This window comes from Pedobacter nyackensis, assembly GCF_900176505.1.
GTDB classification, from domain to species: domain Bacteria; phylum Bacteroidota; class Bacteroidia; order Sphingobacteriales; family Sphingobacteriaceae; genus Pedobacter; species Pedobacter nyackensis.
Genome location: NZ_FWYB01000003.1, coordinates 237,646 through 254,122 on the forward strand (window position 1 = coordinate 237,646; position 16,477 = coordinate 254,122).

At 40.0% G+C, this 16,477-nt stretch carries 11 protein-coding genes; 4 read left to right on the top strand and 7 right to left on the bottom strand.

What is annotated here, in order from left to right; genetic code table 11:
- The first annotated feature begins 81 nt into the window (after nt 1–81).
- Nucleotides 82–3,681 (top strand): T9SS type B sorting domain-containing protein, encoded by a 3,600-nt coding sequence (locus B9A18_RS09095; protein WP_084288962.1) that lies wholly within the window; start codon nt 82–84, stop codon nt 3,679–3,681.
- A gap of 18 nt (nt 3,682–3,699) precedes the next feature.
- Here B9A18_RS09095 and B9A18_RS09100 read toward each other — a convergent pair whose 3' ends face one another.
- Nucleotides 3,700–4,710 (bottom strand): PorP/SprF family type IX secretion system membrane protein, encoded by a 1,011-nt coding sequence (locus B9A18_RS09100; RefSeq protein WP_084288963.1) that lies wholly within the window; start codon nt 4,708–4,710, stop codon nt 3,700–3,702.
- A gap of 91 nt (nt 4,711–4,801) precedes the next feature.
- On the opposite strand from B9A18_RS09100, the gene B9A18_RS09105 reads away from it, so the two are divergent.
- Both B9A18_RS09105 and B9A18_RS09110 read left to right on the top strand, forming a co-directional pair.
- Nucleotides 4,802–4,990, top strand: a complete 189-nt coding sequence (locus B9A18_RS09105; protein ID WP_084288964.1) for a hypothetical protein — start codon at nt 4,802–4,804, stop codon at nt 4,988–4,990.
- A 250-nt stretch (nt 4,991–5,240) separates the two neighbouring features.
- Entirely contained in the window at nt 5,241–5,726 is a 486-nt protein-coding gene (locus B9A18_RS09110; RefSeq protein ID WP_084288965.1) for a GAF domain-containing protein, read from the top strand.
- A gap of 35 nt (nt 5,727–5,761) precedes the next feature.
- Here B9A18_RS09110 and B9A18_RS09115 read toward each other — a convergent pair whose 3' ends face one another.
- From B9A18_RS09115 to B9A18_RS09130, 4 genes are read right to left on the bottom strand one after another with little or no spacing between them, the layout of a single operon-like run.
- Nucleotides 5,762–6,616 carry an N-acetylglucosamine kinase gene (locus B9A18_RS09115; protein ID WP_084288966.1) on the bottom strand — a complete coding sequence of 285 codons (855 nt, stop codon included), beginning with the start codon at nt 6,614–6,616 and terminating at the stop codon, nt 5,762–5,764.
- An 18-nt stretch (nt 6,617–6,634) separates the two neighbouring features.
- Entirely contained in the window at nt 6,635–7,957 is a 1,323-nt protein-coding gene (locus B9A18_RS09120; RefSeq protein ID WP_084289115.1) for a TolC family protein, read from the bottom strand.
- A 4-nt stretch (nt 7,958–7,961) separates the two neighbouring features.
- Nucleotides 7,962–11,066: an efflux RND transporter permease subunit gene (locus tag B9A18_RS09125; RefSeq protein WP_084288967.1), complete on the bottom strand. Its 3,105-nt coding sequence runs from the start codon at nt 11,064–11,066 to the stop codon at nt 7,962–7,964.
- Nucleotides 11,063–12,151 carry an efflux RND transporter periplasmic adaptor subunit gene (locus tag B9A18_RS09130; RefSeq protein WP_084289116.1) on the bottom strand — a complete coding sequence of 363 codons (1,089 nt, stop codon included), beginning with the start codon at nt 12,149–12,151 and terminating at the stop codon, nt 11,063–11,065. Before B9A18_RS09130 ends, B9A18_RS09125 begins: the two co-directional genes overlap by 4 nt.
- A 316-nt stretch (nt 12,152–12,467) precedes the next feature.
- Between B9A18_RS09130 and B9A18_RS09135 the strand changes: the two genes are divergently transcribed.
- Nucleotides 12,468–14,249 (top strand): M61 family metallopeptidase, encoded by a 1,782-nt coding sequence (locus B9A18_RS09135; RefSeq protein ID WP_235005274.1) that lies wholly within the window; start codon nt 12,468–12,470, stop codon nt 14,247–14,249.
- A gap of 485 nt (nt 14,250–14,734) precedes the next feature.
- Here B9A18_RS09135 and B9A18_RS09140 read toward each other — a convergent pair whose 3' ends face one another.
- A complete protein-coding gene (locus tag B9A18_RS09140) occupies nt 14,735–15,211 on the bottom strand; it encodes a hypothetical protein (protein WP_235005275.1) in 477 nt (158 codons plus the stop codon).
- Nucleotides 15,212–15,300: 89 nt separating this feature from the next.
- Entirely contained in the window at nt 15,301–16,443 is a 1,143-nt protein-coding gene (locus B9A18_RS09145; protein ID WP_084288969.1) for a TlpA disulfide reductase family protein, read from the bottom strand.
- Between the last annotated feature and the right edge of the window lie 34 nt (nt 16,444–16,477).

The following is a 16,477-nucleotide window of genomic DNA, read 5'->3' on the forward strand; positions in this document are numbered from 1 at the left end:
TCTGGCTCATTTTCCGTTAATTGTTAAAAATGTTTATGCTGTAATTACATTAAATTGTAAATTGGCTTTTCATTTTTAACTATGCGCTACTCTAAATACGCAATTTTTGTGTGCTTGCTCTTCAGTTTTTTAACTGGATTTTCTCAAACGGTTGTTGTAACCAATCTTGCTGATGCAGGTAGTGGTACATTAAGAGAAGCTTTAAACAATATACCTGCGGTAAGAACTACACCCTATATTATTAATTTTGATCTTCCTGGTACACCAACTAATGATGGGGATCGTACCATCAGGCTAAAAACAAAGCTTCCTTCGATTCCTTCAAATGTGATTATTGACGGAAGTTCTCAAAATTGGCCTAAACTAGGGATTTCGGGTGCGAAAGTGATCATTGAACCTGAAGATCCAAATGTCAACTTTAACTGTTTAACCATCGGTGATTTTAATGTTTCCAATTCACAGGTAAGTGATGTAGAAATTTATGGACTATATATTAAGGATTTCGCCCGGATTACTAACCTGCAATCTGTAAATACCAACCAGGGCTCCGGGATAGTTATTGATTCAAGAGCTAATAATATAAAAATTGGTGCGCCGGGAAAAGGAAATGTAATTGGTGGAAATATCAATGGGGTCTTAATTCAAAATAATTACTATTACAGTACGGCCACCCCATTAACTGAAATCAATATCCGCGCTAACTTTATTGGAGTTGCCTATGATGGAAGTACTGCCAAAACGAATGTTAATGGTATTTCAGCTAATTTATACGACTGCTCTTTAAGTGTTGGAGGGGATAATGCTGACGAAGGAAACGTAATTGCTGCCAATCAGATTAATGTTAATATTACCAGAAATAATTATTCTACTTCCAATCGATTTAACATCAATGTGATTGGAAATAAAATCGGAGTAAATCATAATGGTACTGCAGATTTTAGTGGCTTGCAATTATTTAATAGCGCTTCATCGATAGAAATTTCTGGACTAAAGGTAAATGCGACAAACACGAATCTATATGTTCGAAACAATATCATCTCCGGGAATCGAAATTTTGGGGTTTCTATAACCAATTCAGACTTTGTGCTGGCAGGAAATACCATTGGTACAGGGCTCTTGGGAACTGAATTGTTTGGTAATGGTAATGGAATAAAGATTGAACAGGGGGCGATCGGTAAAATTGGTGGTGATACTCCCGCTGATGCGAATAGGATAGCTTACAACAATAATGGAATTGAATCCGTTTCTTCAAGAGCGATTACCATTACCCGAAACAGTATGTATTGTAATAGGAATATCAGCATCAATAAGACGCAGAATATTTCACAGCCGTACGTTCAGATTCTTGTCATCAGACCTGATTTTCTTTCTGGGAAAGCTACAGCGAACTCTGCTGTAGAGCTTTTTTATACGAATAATTGTGAGGGAAAGTGTGAAGGTCGGACCTATTTCGCAACTGCGACTGCAGGAGCGGATGGTAGGTGGAGCTATCCGGGCCCAATAACTGGCAAGGTGACTGCCACTGCATCACTGCTGAATCTTACCACATCGCCATTTTCGATACCTGAAGTTCTTGATAATGAGGTGGTCCTTAAGAACGTGACCTGTATTGGGAATGGCTCTATTTCAGTTCCTGAGCCTAGAGAAGGCATAACTTTTAAGTGGAATAAGGTGATTTTAAGCACCGGAGGTCGCGAATTTATAAGTAACGCCCAAAAGATTGAAAATCTGGGAGTAGGTACCTATGAGTTGATTACTGATGATGGATGTAGAGAAGTTCAAAGGTTACCTTTGTTCGAAATAAAGGACCAAAAGTTAAGTAACCTTATTGTGAATTGGCCTACACCAAGCTGCGGGCAGCTAACTTTTCCCTTCTCTGCTACGGTAGATAGAGGAGAAGGTGTCATTACCTACGAATGGATTAATATGATTACCGGTCAGACTGTTTCTACCAGTAAAACTCCAACCCTACCTGAAGGAACGTACAAACTTAAATTAACTGACCAGGCCGGCTGCTCAATAGAATCAGTTGTTAAGGAAATTAAAAGACTTCCATCTCCGATTATCAATATTGCTCAACGCCAGGTAAGTCCTGCAGCTTGCGGGGAAACGAATGGAGCGATTAAAAATATTATTGTGACTGATTTTATTGGTACAGTTACCTACAAATGGTATGTTATGGAAATTAATCCTGCAACAGGAGGATTGGTTCAGGGAGCTTTGGTTGGACAGGATAAGGATCTGACAAATATGCCAGGAGGGACCTATATGTTGGAAGTGAAGGATCAGGGCAGTTGTCCTGCTGTCAGAATCAATTTTCCAGGTATAACTATTCCCATTACCAATTCTGTTATCATTAACGGCGGTACCCCAAAGGGTACAACCTGTAATAGTAATAATGGCGTTATAAATAACATCTCCATTACCCAGGGAGATACTTACAGGCTAACAACTTCCACTGGTGTACTTGTAAAAAGCGGACCATGTAGTCCAGGTGTAGCATTTAATATTACTACCGGTGTTAACGGCGGTCTGGCTCCTGGTACCTATATTTTAAATGCAAGCAATTCCATCACGGGATGTACAGCTGTTGCCGTTACTTATATCATTGGTGTAACGCCAATCACCCAGTATACTGCTCAGATTGTAAATAAAATTGATGCCTCATGTGATCGGAATAATGGATCAATTACTTTAAATTATCCTGATAATAAAAAGCCCTTAGCCGGTAGGTATTACTGGGAAAATGCTGCGGGTGATATCCTTTCCGGGACTTCAGAAAAGATCGAAAATTTAACAGATGGAACTTATACCTTGAGGATAACAGATCCTAATGGATGTATATCTGATCCTTTAGGACCTTATGAAATTAAACGCATCCCATTACTTGTAGTTGATAAAACCAGTGGATCTGTAATGGATGATGTTTGTAGCTTAGGTAGAGGTTCAATTACAGGGGTAAGAATTTCGGGTGGTTTACCATTAAGTGGCACAGGTGCCGATGCTGTGTATAAATATGCATGGAAGGACAAAGCCGGGAATATTGTAAGAACAACCCTTGATTTGATTGATATCGGGGCAGGGGAGTACTACCTGGAGGTAATGGATCAAACTTCTTGTGGTGTTGATGTTAGCCAGACCTTTACCATCTCGGCACCAGTGGTTATCCTGGGAACACCAACAGTGAATAATCTGCGCGTTTGCTATGCTACCGAAATTATGCTTCCTGTGATGGCCTATGAAGAAGGTGTTTACCAGATGTATACATCCGAAAATGATGCATTGCCATTTATGGAGACAAAGAATGGACGCTTTATTTTCAAAGTAAGCAAAACAGGGGATTACCTCGTGCGCCGAAAACTAGGTAGCTGTTACAGTGAGTTTACGCCTGTTCACGTTGAAGTAACCAACGACAACCTTGAAATTAAAAATACGATGACGCCCAATGGCGATGGGTTAAACGATTACTGGATGGTTACCGGTTTACCGGATCATGCTGATATCAATATTAAAGTTTATACCAGAAGTGGACAATTGGTTTATGAATCTGTTGGCGCATACAACAAGCCATTCGATGGACGATTCAGAGGTAAAGACCTTCCAGCTGGGGCATACTATTACAGAATAGACTTAAGAGCAGATTGTAATCCGATAGCAGGCAGTATCACCTTGTTGAGATAGAAACAGTAATTAAGATTTTTAAAACTGACGCGTAGAGCACTTCACATCATAGCGGTTATTCAATAGAATGCCGAGGACGATCTCGTGCGTTCCATTATTAACCGATCTTAAGGCAGATGTTGTTACGTCGTAAGAATAGCTAATATTGATTAATGAAGCTATATTAAAACCGGCAAGTGCAGAAAAGGAATCATTATTTCTTAAACTGCCACCAATCCAGAATTTGTCCTGATAAGCTACCTTAAGATTTGCATCAATCGTAGTCGGTGCATTTAACCAGTAAGTCAGCAAAGTAGAAGGAATAAAGGCGATGTCCTCATCTACAAAAAACTTATATCCGGCAGTTCCGTAGAATACGGTATGTTGGTACGCAGGTAAATTACTTTGCCTGTTTTCCGTTTTTGAACGATAGCCCAATACCTGTTTAGCCGAAGCACCCATAAAAAATCGTGGACTGTAAAGCCATATTCCACCACCAACATCAGGTCTGATCTTATTGTTGTAGTCGGCGGATAATAGCGGATCCGCGCTGTTATCAACAAGTACATTGGCCACATCAACACTGGTAGAAGATATCCCGGCAGAAATACCTACTGATAAATTTACATCATAACTCAAACCAAGATGGTAAGCATAGGTTGCATTTACATTGGTTTGTCTTATTCTTGCAGATTTGTCTGTCAACGCGAAAAACCCAATTCCATGATGTGGCTCAGCAGAAGTATAGGAATTAACATAACTGCGGCTTAATGGGTTGTATCCGGCACCTGAAAAAGAATTTACAGAACTTCTTACAAAATCCTCACCAATTGGAGCATGCACAGAAATGTATTGGGTAACCGGTGCCCCTTCAAGACCTTTCCATTGGTTTCGGTGGCCTAATTTCAAGTCTGTATAATTGTCTATTCCTGATATCGCGGGGTTAATTAAGTAGTTGTTGAAAATGTATTGTGTGGAGCGAGGTTGCTCCTGACTAAAGCCAAATAGGCTCGCGAATAACAACACCGAGAGGTTAAAAAATGATTTCATTTTTATCAAATAGAAATTAAGTATTCAATAATAAGATAAATTTTGTGTATAATGAACATTTTAAATTGATCTTTAACTAATAATTGTAATTATGCATCCCGAAGCTCAGATAAAACTTATTGCAGATACCCTACTGCCCGGCTTTATTCCGAAATCAACGGAAGAGAAAGAACTGACTTTTCATTTTACCATTCCCCCAAATAAAAGTTACAAAGTGTGGTACCTGAAGAATACTAAAAATGAATGGGAATTTTCGGGGTTTGAACCAGCTGAAGCGTAGTTTTATTCATCATTTTGAGTAAATTTTTACCCTCCAAATGGGGGGTGAGGATAGTAGGCCCCAATGTGGCCTGGTCTTTTTTTTGAGGGAACAATAATATGAGCGTCCTGAAATTGGCCGCCATATACCATAAACAAACATTTTGGGTCTTTCTACTAATCTTTGTCTGAAACAATAAACTTTGATCCGGGCCGTTTCATAACCGGGGTATGGTAATTGACTTACCCTTACGCATCTATAAAGGGAAAGCGTGGAGAATAAAATAAGAAGAAGCATTGCGTTGGATGGGAAATCCAACTTGTATATTATAAAAGGGTATCGGATTTTAAATACTAAGCCGGTAAGAGCTTTTGATGAACTTGCAGTACTTACGGCAACAGTTTTTAATACCTCAATAGCCTTAATCAATTTTGTTGATCAGGATCATGATCTGACCAGGAACGTTTGTTCTGTGGCTATTATAAAAGAAAATCAGCGTTTGCTGGAAGCGCTTTCAACGACGCCGATTTTAATTTCAAATGCCATGATTGCCGGTGAAATGGGAATGAAATTCTTTGCGTCAATACCCATCACTAATGAAGAAGGTTTTGATATCGGAATGATTTGTATCGCTGATGAAAAGTCTAGAGTATTTACACCACAAGACAAAGTGAAACTGGAAAGGATCGGCACATTGGTGCGAAAGGAAATGGATAAAAGGAATTGCCAAACGGATATATGTCTGGCGAAAGATTAAGCTGCTGCCTGTAAAGGGGCAACAGCTTTCCCTTCTTAAACCTTAATACCTTCTTTTCTTAATATGTAATTGTAAATTCCCTGAATAGGTTTCTGGAGTATTTGTCCCACTTTTACTTGGTTATTCAGGCATACTTCTCTCAAAATATCCTGATAATAAAAGGCAACAGAACCCACAAAATGGCAATCTAGACTTTTATAATCGCTATAATCTTTAATGTTGCTGGTAACGAATTCCTGGAAGCCTTCGCGTAGCATATTTATGATAAAAGGATGTTCCTTATGTTTTACCATGAAACGGCTGATAGAAGCTAGGTATGTATTCGGACCAGGCTTCTGATAGACATTTGTAATTACGGTTTCTTTATCTATCTGATACTCCTCTCCAAATTCAAAACTCAGGTCGCCTGGCATTTGATTGTACAGGAATGCGGTAATCAGTTTACGGCCAAACCAGGTGCCCGAACCTTCATCACCTAAAACATAACCCAAACCATGCGTACCATGATGCAGCACTTTGCCGTCATAATAGGATATGTTCGAGCCTGTACCTAAAATACAGGTAAGTCCAGGTTTATCGCCACAAGTAGCATAAGCAGAACCCATTAAGTCATGGTCTACCGCAACATAGGCATTGGTGAAAAAAGAAGAAATACCGTTAGATACAACTTCTATCTTATCCGGAGATGAGCAGCCCGCACCAAAAAAATAAACCTCTTTAACCTGACTTGCATATTGAACAATTTCCTTCTTCTTGGAAAATAGCTTAAATATGTCGTGCGCATTAAGGAAATAAGGATTTATACCCTGCGTGCTAAAGCTGATTTGTTCATTTGGGCTGTAACCCATCCAATCGGTTTTTGTCGAACCACTATCTGCTACTAAAATCATTTGCTAAAAATAGTAATCTTATTGAATATTTAAAGTACCACTGATTTCTTTTAGGCTGATTTCTGTAAGTTTTGCCTGGTATTGTGCATCAAGATAGCGGGTTATGGCGTCGATCGAGTTTTTTTGAGCCTCTCTAAGCTCTAATGGAGAGATACTGCCCAACCTGTATTTTTCTAAAGTAATGTCCAGATTCTGTCTTGCAATATCCACATTGCTCTTCTCTATTTTCAGCAGATCAAGATTGGTGCGGTAGTTTTGATAGGTCGAAATTAACTGCGCATTGATGTCCTGTTTGGTCTTTTCAAAGGAAAGTTCCGATGAGTTGATTCCTATTTTAGCATTTCGCTCATTCTGGCGCTGTAAAAATCCGTTAAAGATATTTAAGCTGGCAGTAAGGCCATAGGTAAAACCATTCGAGCGGGTCTGCGTGTTAAAGCCAGTGGGACTGGCACTCTTCTGAAACTCATAGCCGCTGTTTACAGCAACAACAGGGTAGCGTTGCCCCTTAACCTGTTTTAAATTAAGTTCTGCTATTTTTTTATTGATGAAAGCATTTTGCAGATCAGGATTCAGTTGGGTCATCTGTCCGGCTAAAGTGGTATAATCCAATGTCGCATCGATGTTAATCCGCTCATCAACTTTAAAGTCGATATTTAAATCTCTGGCCATTACCTGATTTAAAGCAGTCTTGGCCGTTTTAAGCAGGTTGATCTCCTGTAAATAAGCAGAAGTATCGGTGTTGTAATCTACTTTAGCCGCAAGTACATCCAGTTTAGAGCCCCTGCCGATGGTCAGTTTATTGTTGGCAATTCTTAACCGCATTTGCGAGATGTCCAATGCACTGTCCCTGGCCGTTACCAGTTGCTGTTCTTTCAGAACGGTATAATAGGCATTAATCACATTGCTTACTGTAGTTAATATGGTGGCCTTGGCATTTACTTCACCAAGTTTTTGAAGCTCTTTAAGCCGCTCATAATTGGTGAACATCTGTAAACCGTCGAATATGGTCCAGCCCAGTGCTGCACCATAATTCATACTGGTATTTCTTACCCCATCCAGGGTTTGCTGATTTCCATTACTCTGTGTACGGGTAATGTTCTGTCTGCTGCCACCATCACTAAAGCTGCCATCCAATCGGGGTAGCATTCCGGCATTGCCGGGGTTTACGTTGTTTTTGGCAATCTGTATATCGTTGTTTACGAGTTTAATGTCGTAGTTGTTTTTTAACGCAACACTAATGGCTGCTTCCAACCCAAGGTTCTGTTGTGCAATGGCCGGTTGAGTAGACATTGCTAAAACTGCCATAAAGCTAAATACAACAGTACCGCGTTTGTTTAGCATATAATTAAGCATTTTCATGTTCCAAAGCAGCTTTTAATGATTCTTCTAATTCTGTATTCGCTTTATGCTCTTTCGACCAGTAAGAGTAAATTGCAGGGATAACAAATAAGGTTAATATCAACGCAAATGTTGTTCCGCCCACAATTACAATACCCATACCCATGCGACTTTTTGCTGCTGCCCCCAAGGCTAAAGCAATAGGCAAGGCACCAATGGCAATGGCCAGACTCGTCATCAGGATAGGCCTTAACCTCGAAACCGAAGCTTCCCTGATGGCGTCATGCACACTTTTCCCTTTTTCTTTTAGCTGGTTGGCAAACTCTACAATCAAAATACCATTCTTCGTTACCAGACCGATCAGCATGATCGTACCAATCTGACTAAAGATATTCCAGCTTTGTCCAAATAACCATAGGGATAAAAATGCCCCTGCAACGGCCATTGGTACTGTTAAAATAATGATAATCGGATCGATGAAACTCTCAAACTGAGCAGAGAGGATTAAATAAACCAGCAATAAGGCCAGGCCAAAAGCAAAAAGGGTGTTCGATGAACTCTCTTTAAAATCTCTGGATTCCCCTCCAAGGTCGGTAGAGAACGACTCGTCTAATATTTTTTCTGAGATCCTGTCCATCGCTTCTATGCCTTCCCCGATACTTTTACCAGGAGCCAATCCAGCCGAAACTGTAGCGGCGGTAAAACGGTTGTTTCTGTATAATTGTGGCGGACTGCTTTCTTCCTTTGCCGTTACCAGATTGTCCAGCTGTATGAGCTCATTTTTGTCATTCCGAACGTATACGGAACTCAGATCTAAAGGATCCTTTCTGTCGCCCACCTCAAATTGTCCGATTACCTGGTACTGTTTTCCATTCATAAAGAAATAAGAAAAACGCTGACCGCTTAATCCCAATTGTAACGCTGTACCGATATCCGAAACAGACACGCCAAGGTTCTTAGCTTTATCCCTGTCAATGGTTAAGTCGATTTCAGGCTTGTTGAACTTCAGGTTCACATCCGATGTGGTGAATGTTGGATCTTTCGAAACCTCGTCCATGAACAATGGAATCTTCTCTCTTAGCTTTTCGAAGTTCTGTGCCTGGATGATATAGTTTACCGGTAATCCTCCGCGTCGACCCACAGAAATGGTAGGCTGTTGGGTAACGGTAACTTTTCCTTCCGAATATTTTCGGGTAATCCTGGTCAGATTTGCTGCAATTTCCGCTTGTGTTTTATCTCTGTCGCCCGGATCAGTTAATCCCATCCTTACAAACCCACTGTTGGTAGATCCGGAACCACCAAAGCCTGGTGCTGTAATCGTAATGTTTACCTTTTTTTCAGGTACAGAATCATTAATCATCTGTTGTACCTTCATCATAAAACCGTCGGTATAGGTAAACGATGATCCCTCAGGAGTGGTCAGGTTCATATTGATGGCACTACGGTCATCATATGGAGCGGTCTCTTTAGGCAATATATTCCAGAACAATACAATTAATCCAACGCAAACCGCAATGATCGGAATGGCCAACCACTTTCTGTTCAGAAACTTATTCAAATTTTCTGCATAGCCTTCATTCAGTTTCACAAAAAACGGTTCTGTCATTTCGTAGAATTTTGTTTTTTTGTGCCCTGTTTTTTTCATCAGGTAGGCATTCAACATTGGCGTTAAAGTAAGGGATACAAAGGCCGATATCAATACCGCGGCCCCGATTACCACCCCAAACTCCCTAAACAGCCGGCCCACAAAGCCCTGTAAAAATATAACAGGTAAAAACACCGCAGCGAGCGTAACAGAAATGGAAATTACCGCAAAGAAGATCTCGTTTGAGCCTTTTATGGCAGCCTCGAAAGGCGAATAACCCTCCTCAACTTTCTTAAAGATGTTTTCCGTTACCACAATTCCATCATCCACTACCAGGCCGGTTGCTAATACGATGGCTAGTAGAGATAGCACATTAATGGAGAAACCAAAAATATACATGATGAAAAATGTAAATACCAGCGATACGGGAATATCTATCAATGGTCTGATGGCAATGGCCCAATCTCTGAAAAACAAGTAAATAATCAGGATTACCAGGATCAGGGATAGGATAATGGTCTCAGCAACCTCGGTTACGGAGGCCTTGATGAACTTGGTGGTATCTAACGATATATTGAGTTTAATGTCTTGCGGAACGTCCTTTTGCAATTGTACAAAGCGTTTGTCAAACTCCTTCGATATGTCGAGATAGTTGGCTCCCGGCTGCGGAATAAGGCCCACGGCAACCATCGGTTTACCAGATTCTCTCAAGACGGTTTCCTCATTTTCAGAACCCAGTTCAACAAAACCCACATCCTTTAACCGCACTACATTGTCGGTATCATTTTTCAGGATCAGGTTATTAAACTGTTCTACGTCGGTTAGCTTTCCAAGTGTTTTAACAATCAACTCTGTGTTTGCTCCTGTAATTTTTCCGGAAGGCAGCTCCACATTTTCCTTATCCAGCGCAGTAACAATATCCTGTGAGGTTAAGCCATATGCAGCCAGTTTATCCGGAGATATTCTGATACGCATGGCATATTTTCTTTGCCCCATGATCTGGATACTACTAATTCCGGTAATGGTTTGTAGCCTATCAGCAATCACATTCTCGGCATAATCACTTAGTTCCATTACATTGCGTTTGTCGCTCTGTATGGTCATGGTAATTACTGCGTCTGAGTTCGCATCAGCCTTACTTACCACGGGGTTACCATCAATGTCTTTAGGTAATCTCCTTGCGGCTTCCGAAACCTTGTCGCGCACGTCATTAGCTGCGTCGTCAATATCTTTATTCAGGTTAAATTCTATAGTAATGTTACTGCTTCCCTGATTACTTGAAGAGGAAATGTTCCTGATCCCATCAATCCCATTAATGGATTTCTCGAGCGGTTCAGTAATTTGAGATTCAATAATGTCGGAGTTTGCTCCTGGATAAGATGTCCGAACGTTAATTACCGTCGGATCGATGTTGGGGTATTCCCTTATACCCAGGAAATTGTAACCGATCACCCCAAACAATAGGATCATCAGATTCATTACGATGGCCAGTACCGGCCGCTTTATACTGGTGGTTGAAATACTCATATCTTCGATTTGTGATTAACCACTGTAACTTTAACCGGTGCATCAGGCTTTAAAGCCATAGCTCCTGTAGTCAGTACCGTGTCGCCGACACTTAAACCTGAAGTAATTACAATGTGTTCAGCAGTACGGGTGCCTGCTTCAACTTTTACCTGCTGTGCTTTGCCATCCTTACTGATGTAAACGGTTTTCCCATTTAATACCGGGATGATGGCTTGATTAGGAATAATTAGTGCATCTTTTACCGTACTTAAAGCCAGCTTTATTTTAGCGAAAGAACCTGGTAGTAATTCATTATTGGTATTGGGTACTAAAGCTTTGATTTGTAAAGTTCTGGTTTGTGTATTGATACCCGGCTCTATTGCGAAAACTCTGCCTGTGAACTTTTTATTAAAACCATCTGTGGTAAAAGTGATTTCAGAATCATGTTTAATCTGTCCAATATATTTTTCCGGAACTGAGAAGCTGATCTTTAAAGGGTTGATGCTTGATAGGTTTGCAATAAGCGTAGTGGGGGTGATGTAACCGCCTACTGATATGGAACGCAAGCCTATTTTTCCTGAAAAGGGAGCGTATATGGCAGTTTTTGCCAATTGTGCCCGGATCAGTTGAGTTTGTGCTTTTAGCGATTGCAGGTCGGCTAGCGAAGTGTCGTATTCTTCCTGACTGATCGCCCCTTTTTCTAACAACTGTTTCGAACGATTTTCGTTGGTAGCTGAGAGGCGTTGTTTAGTTAGCGCCTCTTGTAGTTGGGCCTGTATGTCGCGGTCGTTGATTTTTACCAGCAAACTACCTTTACTAACACTAGCACCTTCTTTAAAATTAATACTGGTTACCAGTCCTGATACCTCACTCCGTAGTTCAACAGATTCATTTGCTTCTAATGTTCCTGTTACTTCCAGGTCGTTGGTGAAATCACTTGCAGTTACTACAACGCCTTCTACCTGTAATCCTTTTCCAGAGCCAGCTTTGCCCTTGCTCATGCCCGCTCCATCTTGTGCAATTTTTTTATTAGCAGCGATTCTGTAATAAATTAAATAAGCTATTCCTAAAACTATAAGGACGTAAATAATGTACTTTATTTTCATTTGTGGTTCTTGTTTTACCTGCAATGCGGGTTTGCCCGATTGCATATTCATGCTTGGTGTGTTGCTGCGCTATAGGAGCGTCTTTGAGAGGCTAACATACAAAAATATTTAAATTGACGATAGTAGGTTGTATTAAGTATGTTACAGCTAGGTTGTTTTTAAATAAAATCATGATGACGATCGCCTTTTTGCGCAGTTTTCTCTAAGTTTGGCACAATTTAGCAGACAATTGATACTGTTTGGTAAATAGCTGTTATGGTGAAGACTATAAAATCATGATAGCTTCATCACCATTTAAAGACACAAATATATCCCAATGAAAAAATCATTATTAGCATTAGTAATATTACTATCAGTAGGTATGACGGCCAAATCACAAGTGAAAATAGGGTTCGAAGTAAGTTTTATAGAACCACAAGCACACTATGCCGAAGTAGAGATGACTATTTCCGGTTTAGTGAAAGATTATATAGATGTAAAGATGCCGGTATGGGCACCAGGTTCTTACCTGGTACGTGAGTTTTCAAAAAGTGTTGAAGGATTTGGAGCTACGGCCAATGGCAAAACGCTTAAGCACGAAAAAGTAAGAAAAAATGCCTGGAGAGTTCATTCTGGAAAAGCCAATAGCGTTAAAATCAAATATAGAGTATATGCTTTTGAAGTATCTGTGCGTACTTCATTTATCGATGATACTCACGCGTTTCTGTCTAGCACAGGCATTTTCATGTATCCTGATGGAATGTTAAAGCAAGCCAGTACAGTGAAAATTAATCCTTATAAAGGCTGGACTAAAGTATCAACCGGATTGGAGCCTGTTGCAGGTAAGCAGTTCACTTATACTGCCGCTGATTTTGATATGCTGTTCGATAGCCCTATTGAAGTAGGTAACCAGGATGTATTTGAATTTACAGCCTCAGGTGTGAAACACGAAGTGGCCATGTATGGTGGTGGTAATTATGATAAAGAGAAATTAAAGGTTGATATGGCTAAAATTGTAGAGCAAGGCACTGCGATTTATGGCGAAAACCCAAATAAGCATTATACATTTATTGTACACAACTTCTCTAAGGGGAGTGGTGGCTTAGAGCATTTAAACTCTACTGTATTAGGTGCTAGTCGCAATGACTATAATACTAAAGAAGGTTATAAGGGTTTCTTAGATCTTGTTGCTCATGAGTATTATCACCTGTGGAACGTAAAAAGAATGCGCCCGATAGCTTTAGGCCCATTTGATTACGAAAACGAAAACTATACGCCTAGTCTTTGGATTGCCGAAGGCTTTACTGCTTATTACGAGAATAAACTGATGCTACGTGCAGGTTTTCTAACTGAAAAAGAATTTGTTGATCAGTTGGTTACCGCAGTGAGCAACGTATCTAACATCCCGGGTGCACAGGTACAATCTGTGACAGAAGCAAGTTATGATGCATGGATTAAGTTGTACAGACCAAATGAGAACTCTAACAATACTACCGTTTCTTATTACGCTAAAGGTGAGGTTGTAGGTATCTTAATGGATATTGCAATTGCACAGGCAACAAAGGGTGCTAAGAGTTTGGATGATGTAATGAAGGCGATGTACCTGCAAAATAAAGCGCAAAAAAGAGGTTTCACTGAAGCTGAATTTAAAGCTATGGTTGAAAAGATCAGCGGACAGGACTTCACGGATTTCTATGCAAAATATGTAAATGGTACACACTTGCCTGAATTCGCTAAATATTTTGGTTATGCAGGTATAAAAGTAACCAATGAACAAGAAGGCAAAAGCACGCCTTATTTAGGTGTAACATCTAAAAAAACAGAAGGTAGAATGTTTATCACAGCAATTATGCGCAACACCTCTGCTTGGGTTGATGGCTTAAGTGTGAATGATGAGTTGATCAGTATCGATGGTACGCCTATCGAGGCTGCTGTTGAGCGTATGCCAGCTATTACCGGTAAAAAGGTTGGTGATGTTGTGGTGATTAAAGTTGCAAGAGATGGTGTGTTGAGAGACTTTAAAGTTACGCTTAACAATTACCCGGGAATAAAGCTGGTAGGAGAGATTGACGAGAACGCGACGGAGTTGCAGAAAAAGGTGCGTCAGGCCTGGATGTAAGGTAAAAATAACCGTTCTCTTCAAGAGCTGCATTATTCGCTGAAGAAGCGAAGAACGCTGAGGCTCTTTCAGAGAAGGTAATTTTTACGGGTAAGCAAGAAGCAGAACACTTAGTTCATCGTGCAGACTGAAATAGTAAAATGCTTTATTCGAAGAACGCTGAGGCTCTTTCAGAGAAGGTAATTTTTACGGGTAAGCAAGAAGCAGAACACTTAGTTCATCGTGCAGACTGAAATAGTAAAATGCTTTATTCGAAGAACGCTGAGGCTCTTTCAGAGAAGGTAATTTTTACGGGTAAACAAGAAGCAGAACACTTAGTTCATTGCGCAGACCGAAGTAGTAAAATACTGCATGAAGAAGCAAAGAATGTTATAAACCAATAAAGGGCGGTAAGTTTTAAACTTGCCGCCCTTTATTGGTTTAATAAAAAAAACCGTTCATAAATTAATATGAGACGGTTTTCTATTTCTTTTAATGTTGTTTTTTTAGAATGCGAAACGCACACCTAAACCTATATCACCACCCCAGAAACCAGTGTCAGGAGTTAATTGTAATGCAGGAACCCAGTCAATAGATAAGTTGATAGGTGCATCTTTAAATTTGTAATCCAAACCTAAAACACCATTAGCTGATAAATAAACATCACCATCATATCCTTTTACTTTGTAAGAACCGATAGTAGCACCAGCACCGTAGTACCAGTTTAATCCTTGTGCGCCGCTGATTGGTTTGTAAACTTCATATAAACCAGTTAAGTTAGCGTAAGTAGCACCGTGATGGCTTCTGAAGTTACCGATTAATTCAAGCATAGCTCCTTTATTTAGAGCAGTTTTGAAACTCACACCATTGGCAGAACCAAAGCGACCACCGATTGCATTATTGTAATCCTGAGCATTCGCATCAGATAGATTCATGGTGAAAAGTCCGGCAACGGCAATAAGAGTAAAAATTAATTTTTTCATAATCATTAAATTGTTAATTTATGTTTTTTGTACTGGGCGATGCATCGCAATGATTGTGCCGAATTGTACTTTTTAACATAAAAAACTTCTTATTTTTCAGTGAACAGGCTTGCTAGTTTCGCATGGAGCGCTTCTCCTCTCAAATCTTTGCCGATAACTTTTCCATCAGGTCCGATAAGAAAACTTGCGGGTACTGATTTTACACCATATGTGGCGGCAGCAGTATTTTTCCAACCTTTCAAATCTGATACATGGTTCCATGTTAACCCATCTGCTGCAATAGCTTTTAACCATGGCTCTTTAGTACTGTCAAGTGAAACCCCAAGTATTTCAAAACCTTTATCATGATATTTTTTATAAGCGGCAACTACATTTGGATTCTCTTTACGACATGGGCCACACCAGCTTGCCCAGAAATCAATAAGTACATACTTCCCTTTAAAGTTGGCCAGACTTACCATTTTGCCCAACGTATCAGCCATTGAAAATACAGGTGCGGCTTTACCGATAGCCGTTTTTTCGTCAAGAGACAGTGCCGCATAGATTTGTTTTCCATAAGCAGATTGCTGGACTTCTTTACTCAATAATGGCATTAATGCTCTGGCATTATCATAATATGGGTAGTTGATAAACCTATCCAGAATTACCATTGCCGAGGCAATGGAATTGGAATTTCTCTTTACATAAGCATTGATGATGCTGTCGTTCATTAAACCAAGTGCTTTAAACTCCTCATCAAATCCTTTTCTGATTGAAGGGTTTTGCTTCATAGTCCCATCTTTTTCAGCTACGTCCATCCTTTTATAAATCTCTCCGGCCTTAGCAGTAACAGGTTTCCAGTCTACATTGTAAAAACTGAGATAAGTAGCGTATATAGGCCCCCCAGTAATTTTAGCTTTAAATAATGAATCCTTTTGGCCGGTGAAAGTCAGCTCTTTATTCTCCAATAAGAACTGGGTGCCTTTTTTCTTATCGCTAAGGTAAAGGCTGTAGAAGGCCAGGTCATCAGCTTTGCCCTTAAACTCAAATTTATAGTTTACAATTTTTGATGAATCCCTCCGAACGTTCTCTCCATCGGCTTTTTCAAGATAAACCATTCCGTTCTGAAGGTCGGTAATGGTTCCTTTAATGGTATAGCCGTTGTACTTCTGGGCCAGTGTTAAGTTTGAAGAAGTAAGTAAAAGTGTAGTAGCAAGAAGTGAGTTGCTGATATATTTTATGATTTTTTTCATTTCAGTTTTTTATGAATAATAAGTTAATCCGGGT

Coding starts and splice junctions, on each gene's coding strand:
- B9A18_RS09095 (WP_084288962.1), top strand. CDS start 82: ATGCGCTACTCTAAATACGCAATTTTTGTGTGCTTGCTCTTCAGTTTT.
- B9A18_RS09100 (WP_084288963.1), bottom strand. CDS start 4,710: ATGAAATCATTTTTTAACCTCTCGGTGTTGTTATTCGCGAGCCTATTT.
- B9A18_RS09105 (WP_084288964.1), top strand. CDS start 4,802: ATGCATCCCGAAGCTCAGATAAAACTTATTGCAGATACCCTACTGCCC.
- B9A18_RS09115 (WP_084288966.1), bottom strand. CDS start 6,616: ATGATTTTAGTAGCAGATAGTGGTTCGACAAAAACCGATTGGATGGGT.
- B9A18_RS09120 (WP_084289115.1), bottom strand. CDS start 7,957: ATGCTAAACAAACGCGGTACTGTTGTATTTAGCTTTATGGCAGTTTTA.
- B9A18_RS09125 (WP_084288967.1), bottom strand. CDS start 11,066: ATGAGTATTTCAACCACCAGTATAAAGCGGCCGGTACTGGCCATCGTA.
- B9A18_RS09130 (WP_084289116.1), bottom strand. CDS start 12,151: ATGAAAATAAAGTACATTATTTACGTCCTTATAGTTTTAGGAATAGCT.
- B9A18_RS09135 (WP_235005274.1), top strand. CDS start 12,468: ATGAAAAAATCATTATTAGCATTAGTAATATTACTATCAGTAGGTATG.
- B9A18_RS09140 (WP_235005275.1), bottom strand. CDS start 15,211: ATGAAAAAATTAATTTTTACTCTTATTGCCGTTGCCGGACTTTTCACC.
- B9A18_RS09145 (WP_084288969.1), bottom strand. CDS start 16,443: ATGAAAAAAATCATAAAATATATCAGCAACTCACTTCTTGCTACTACA.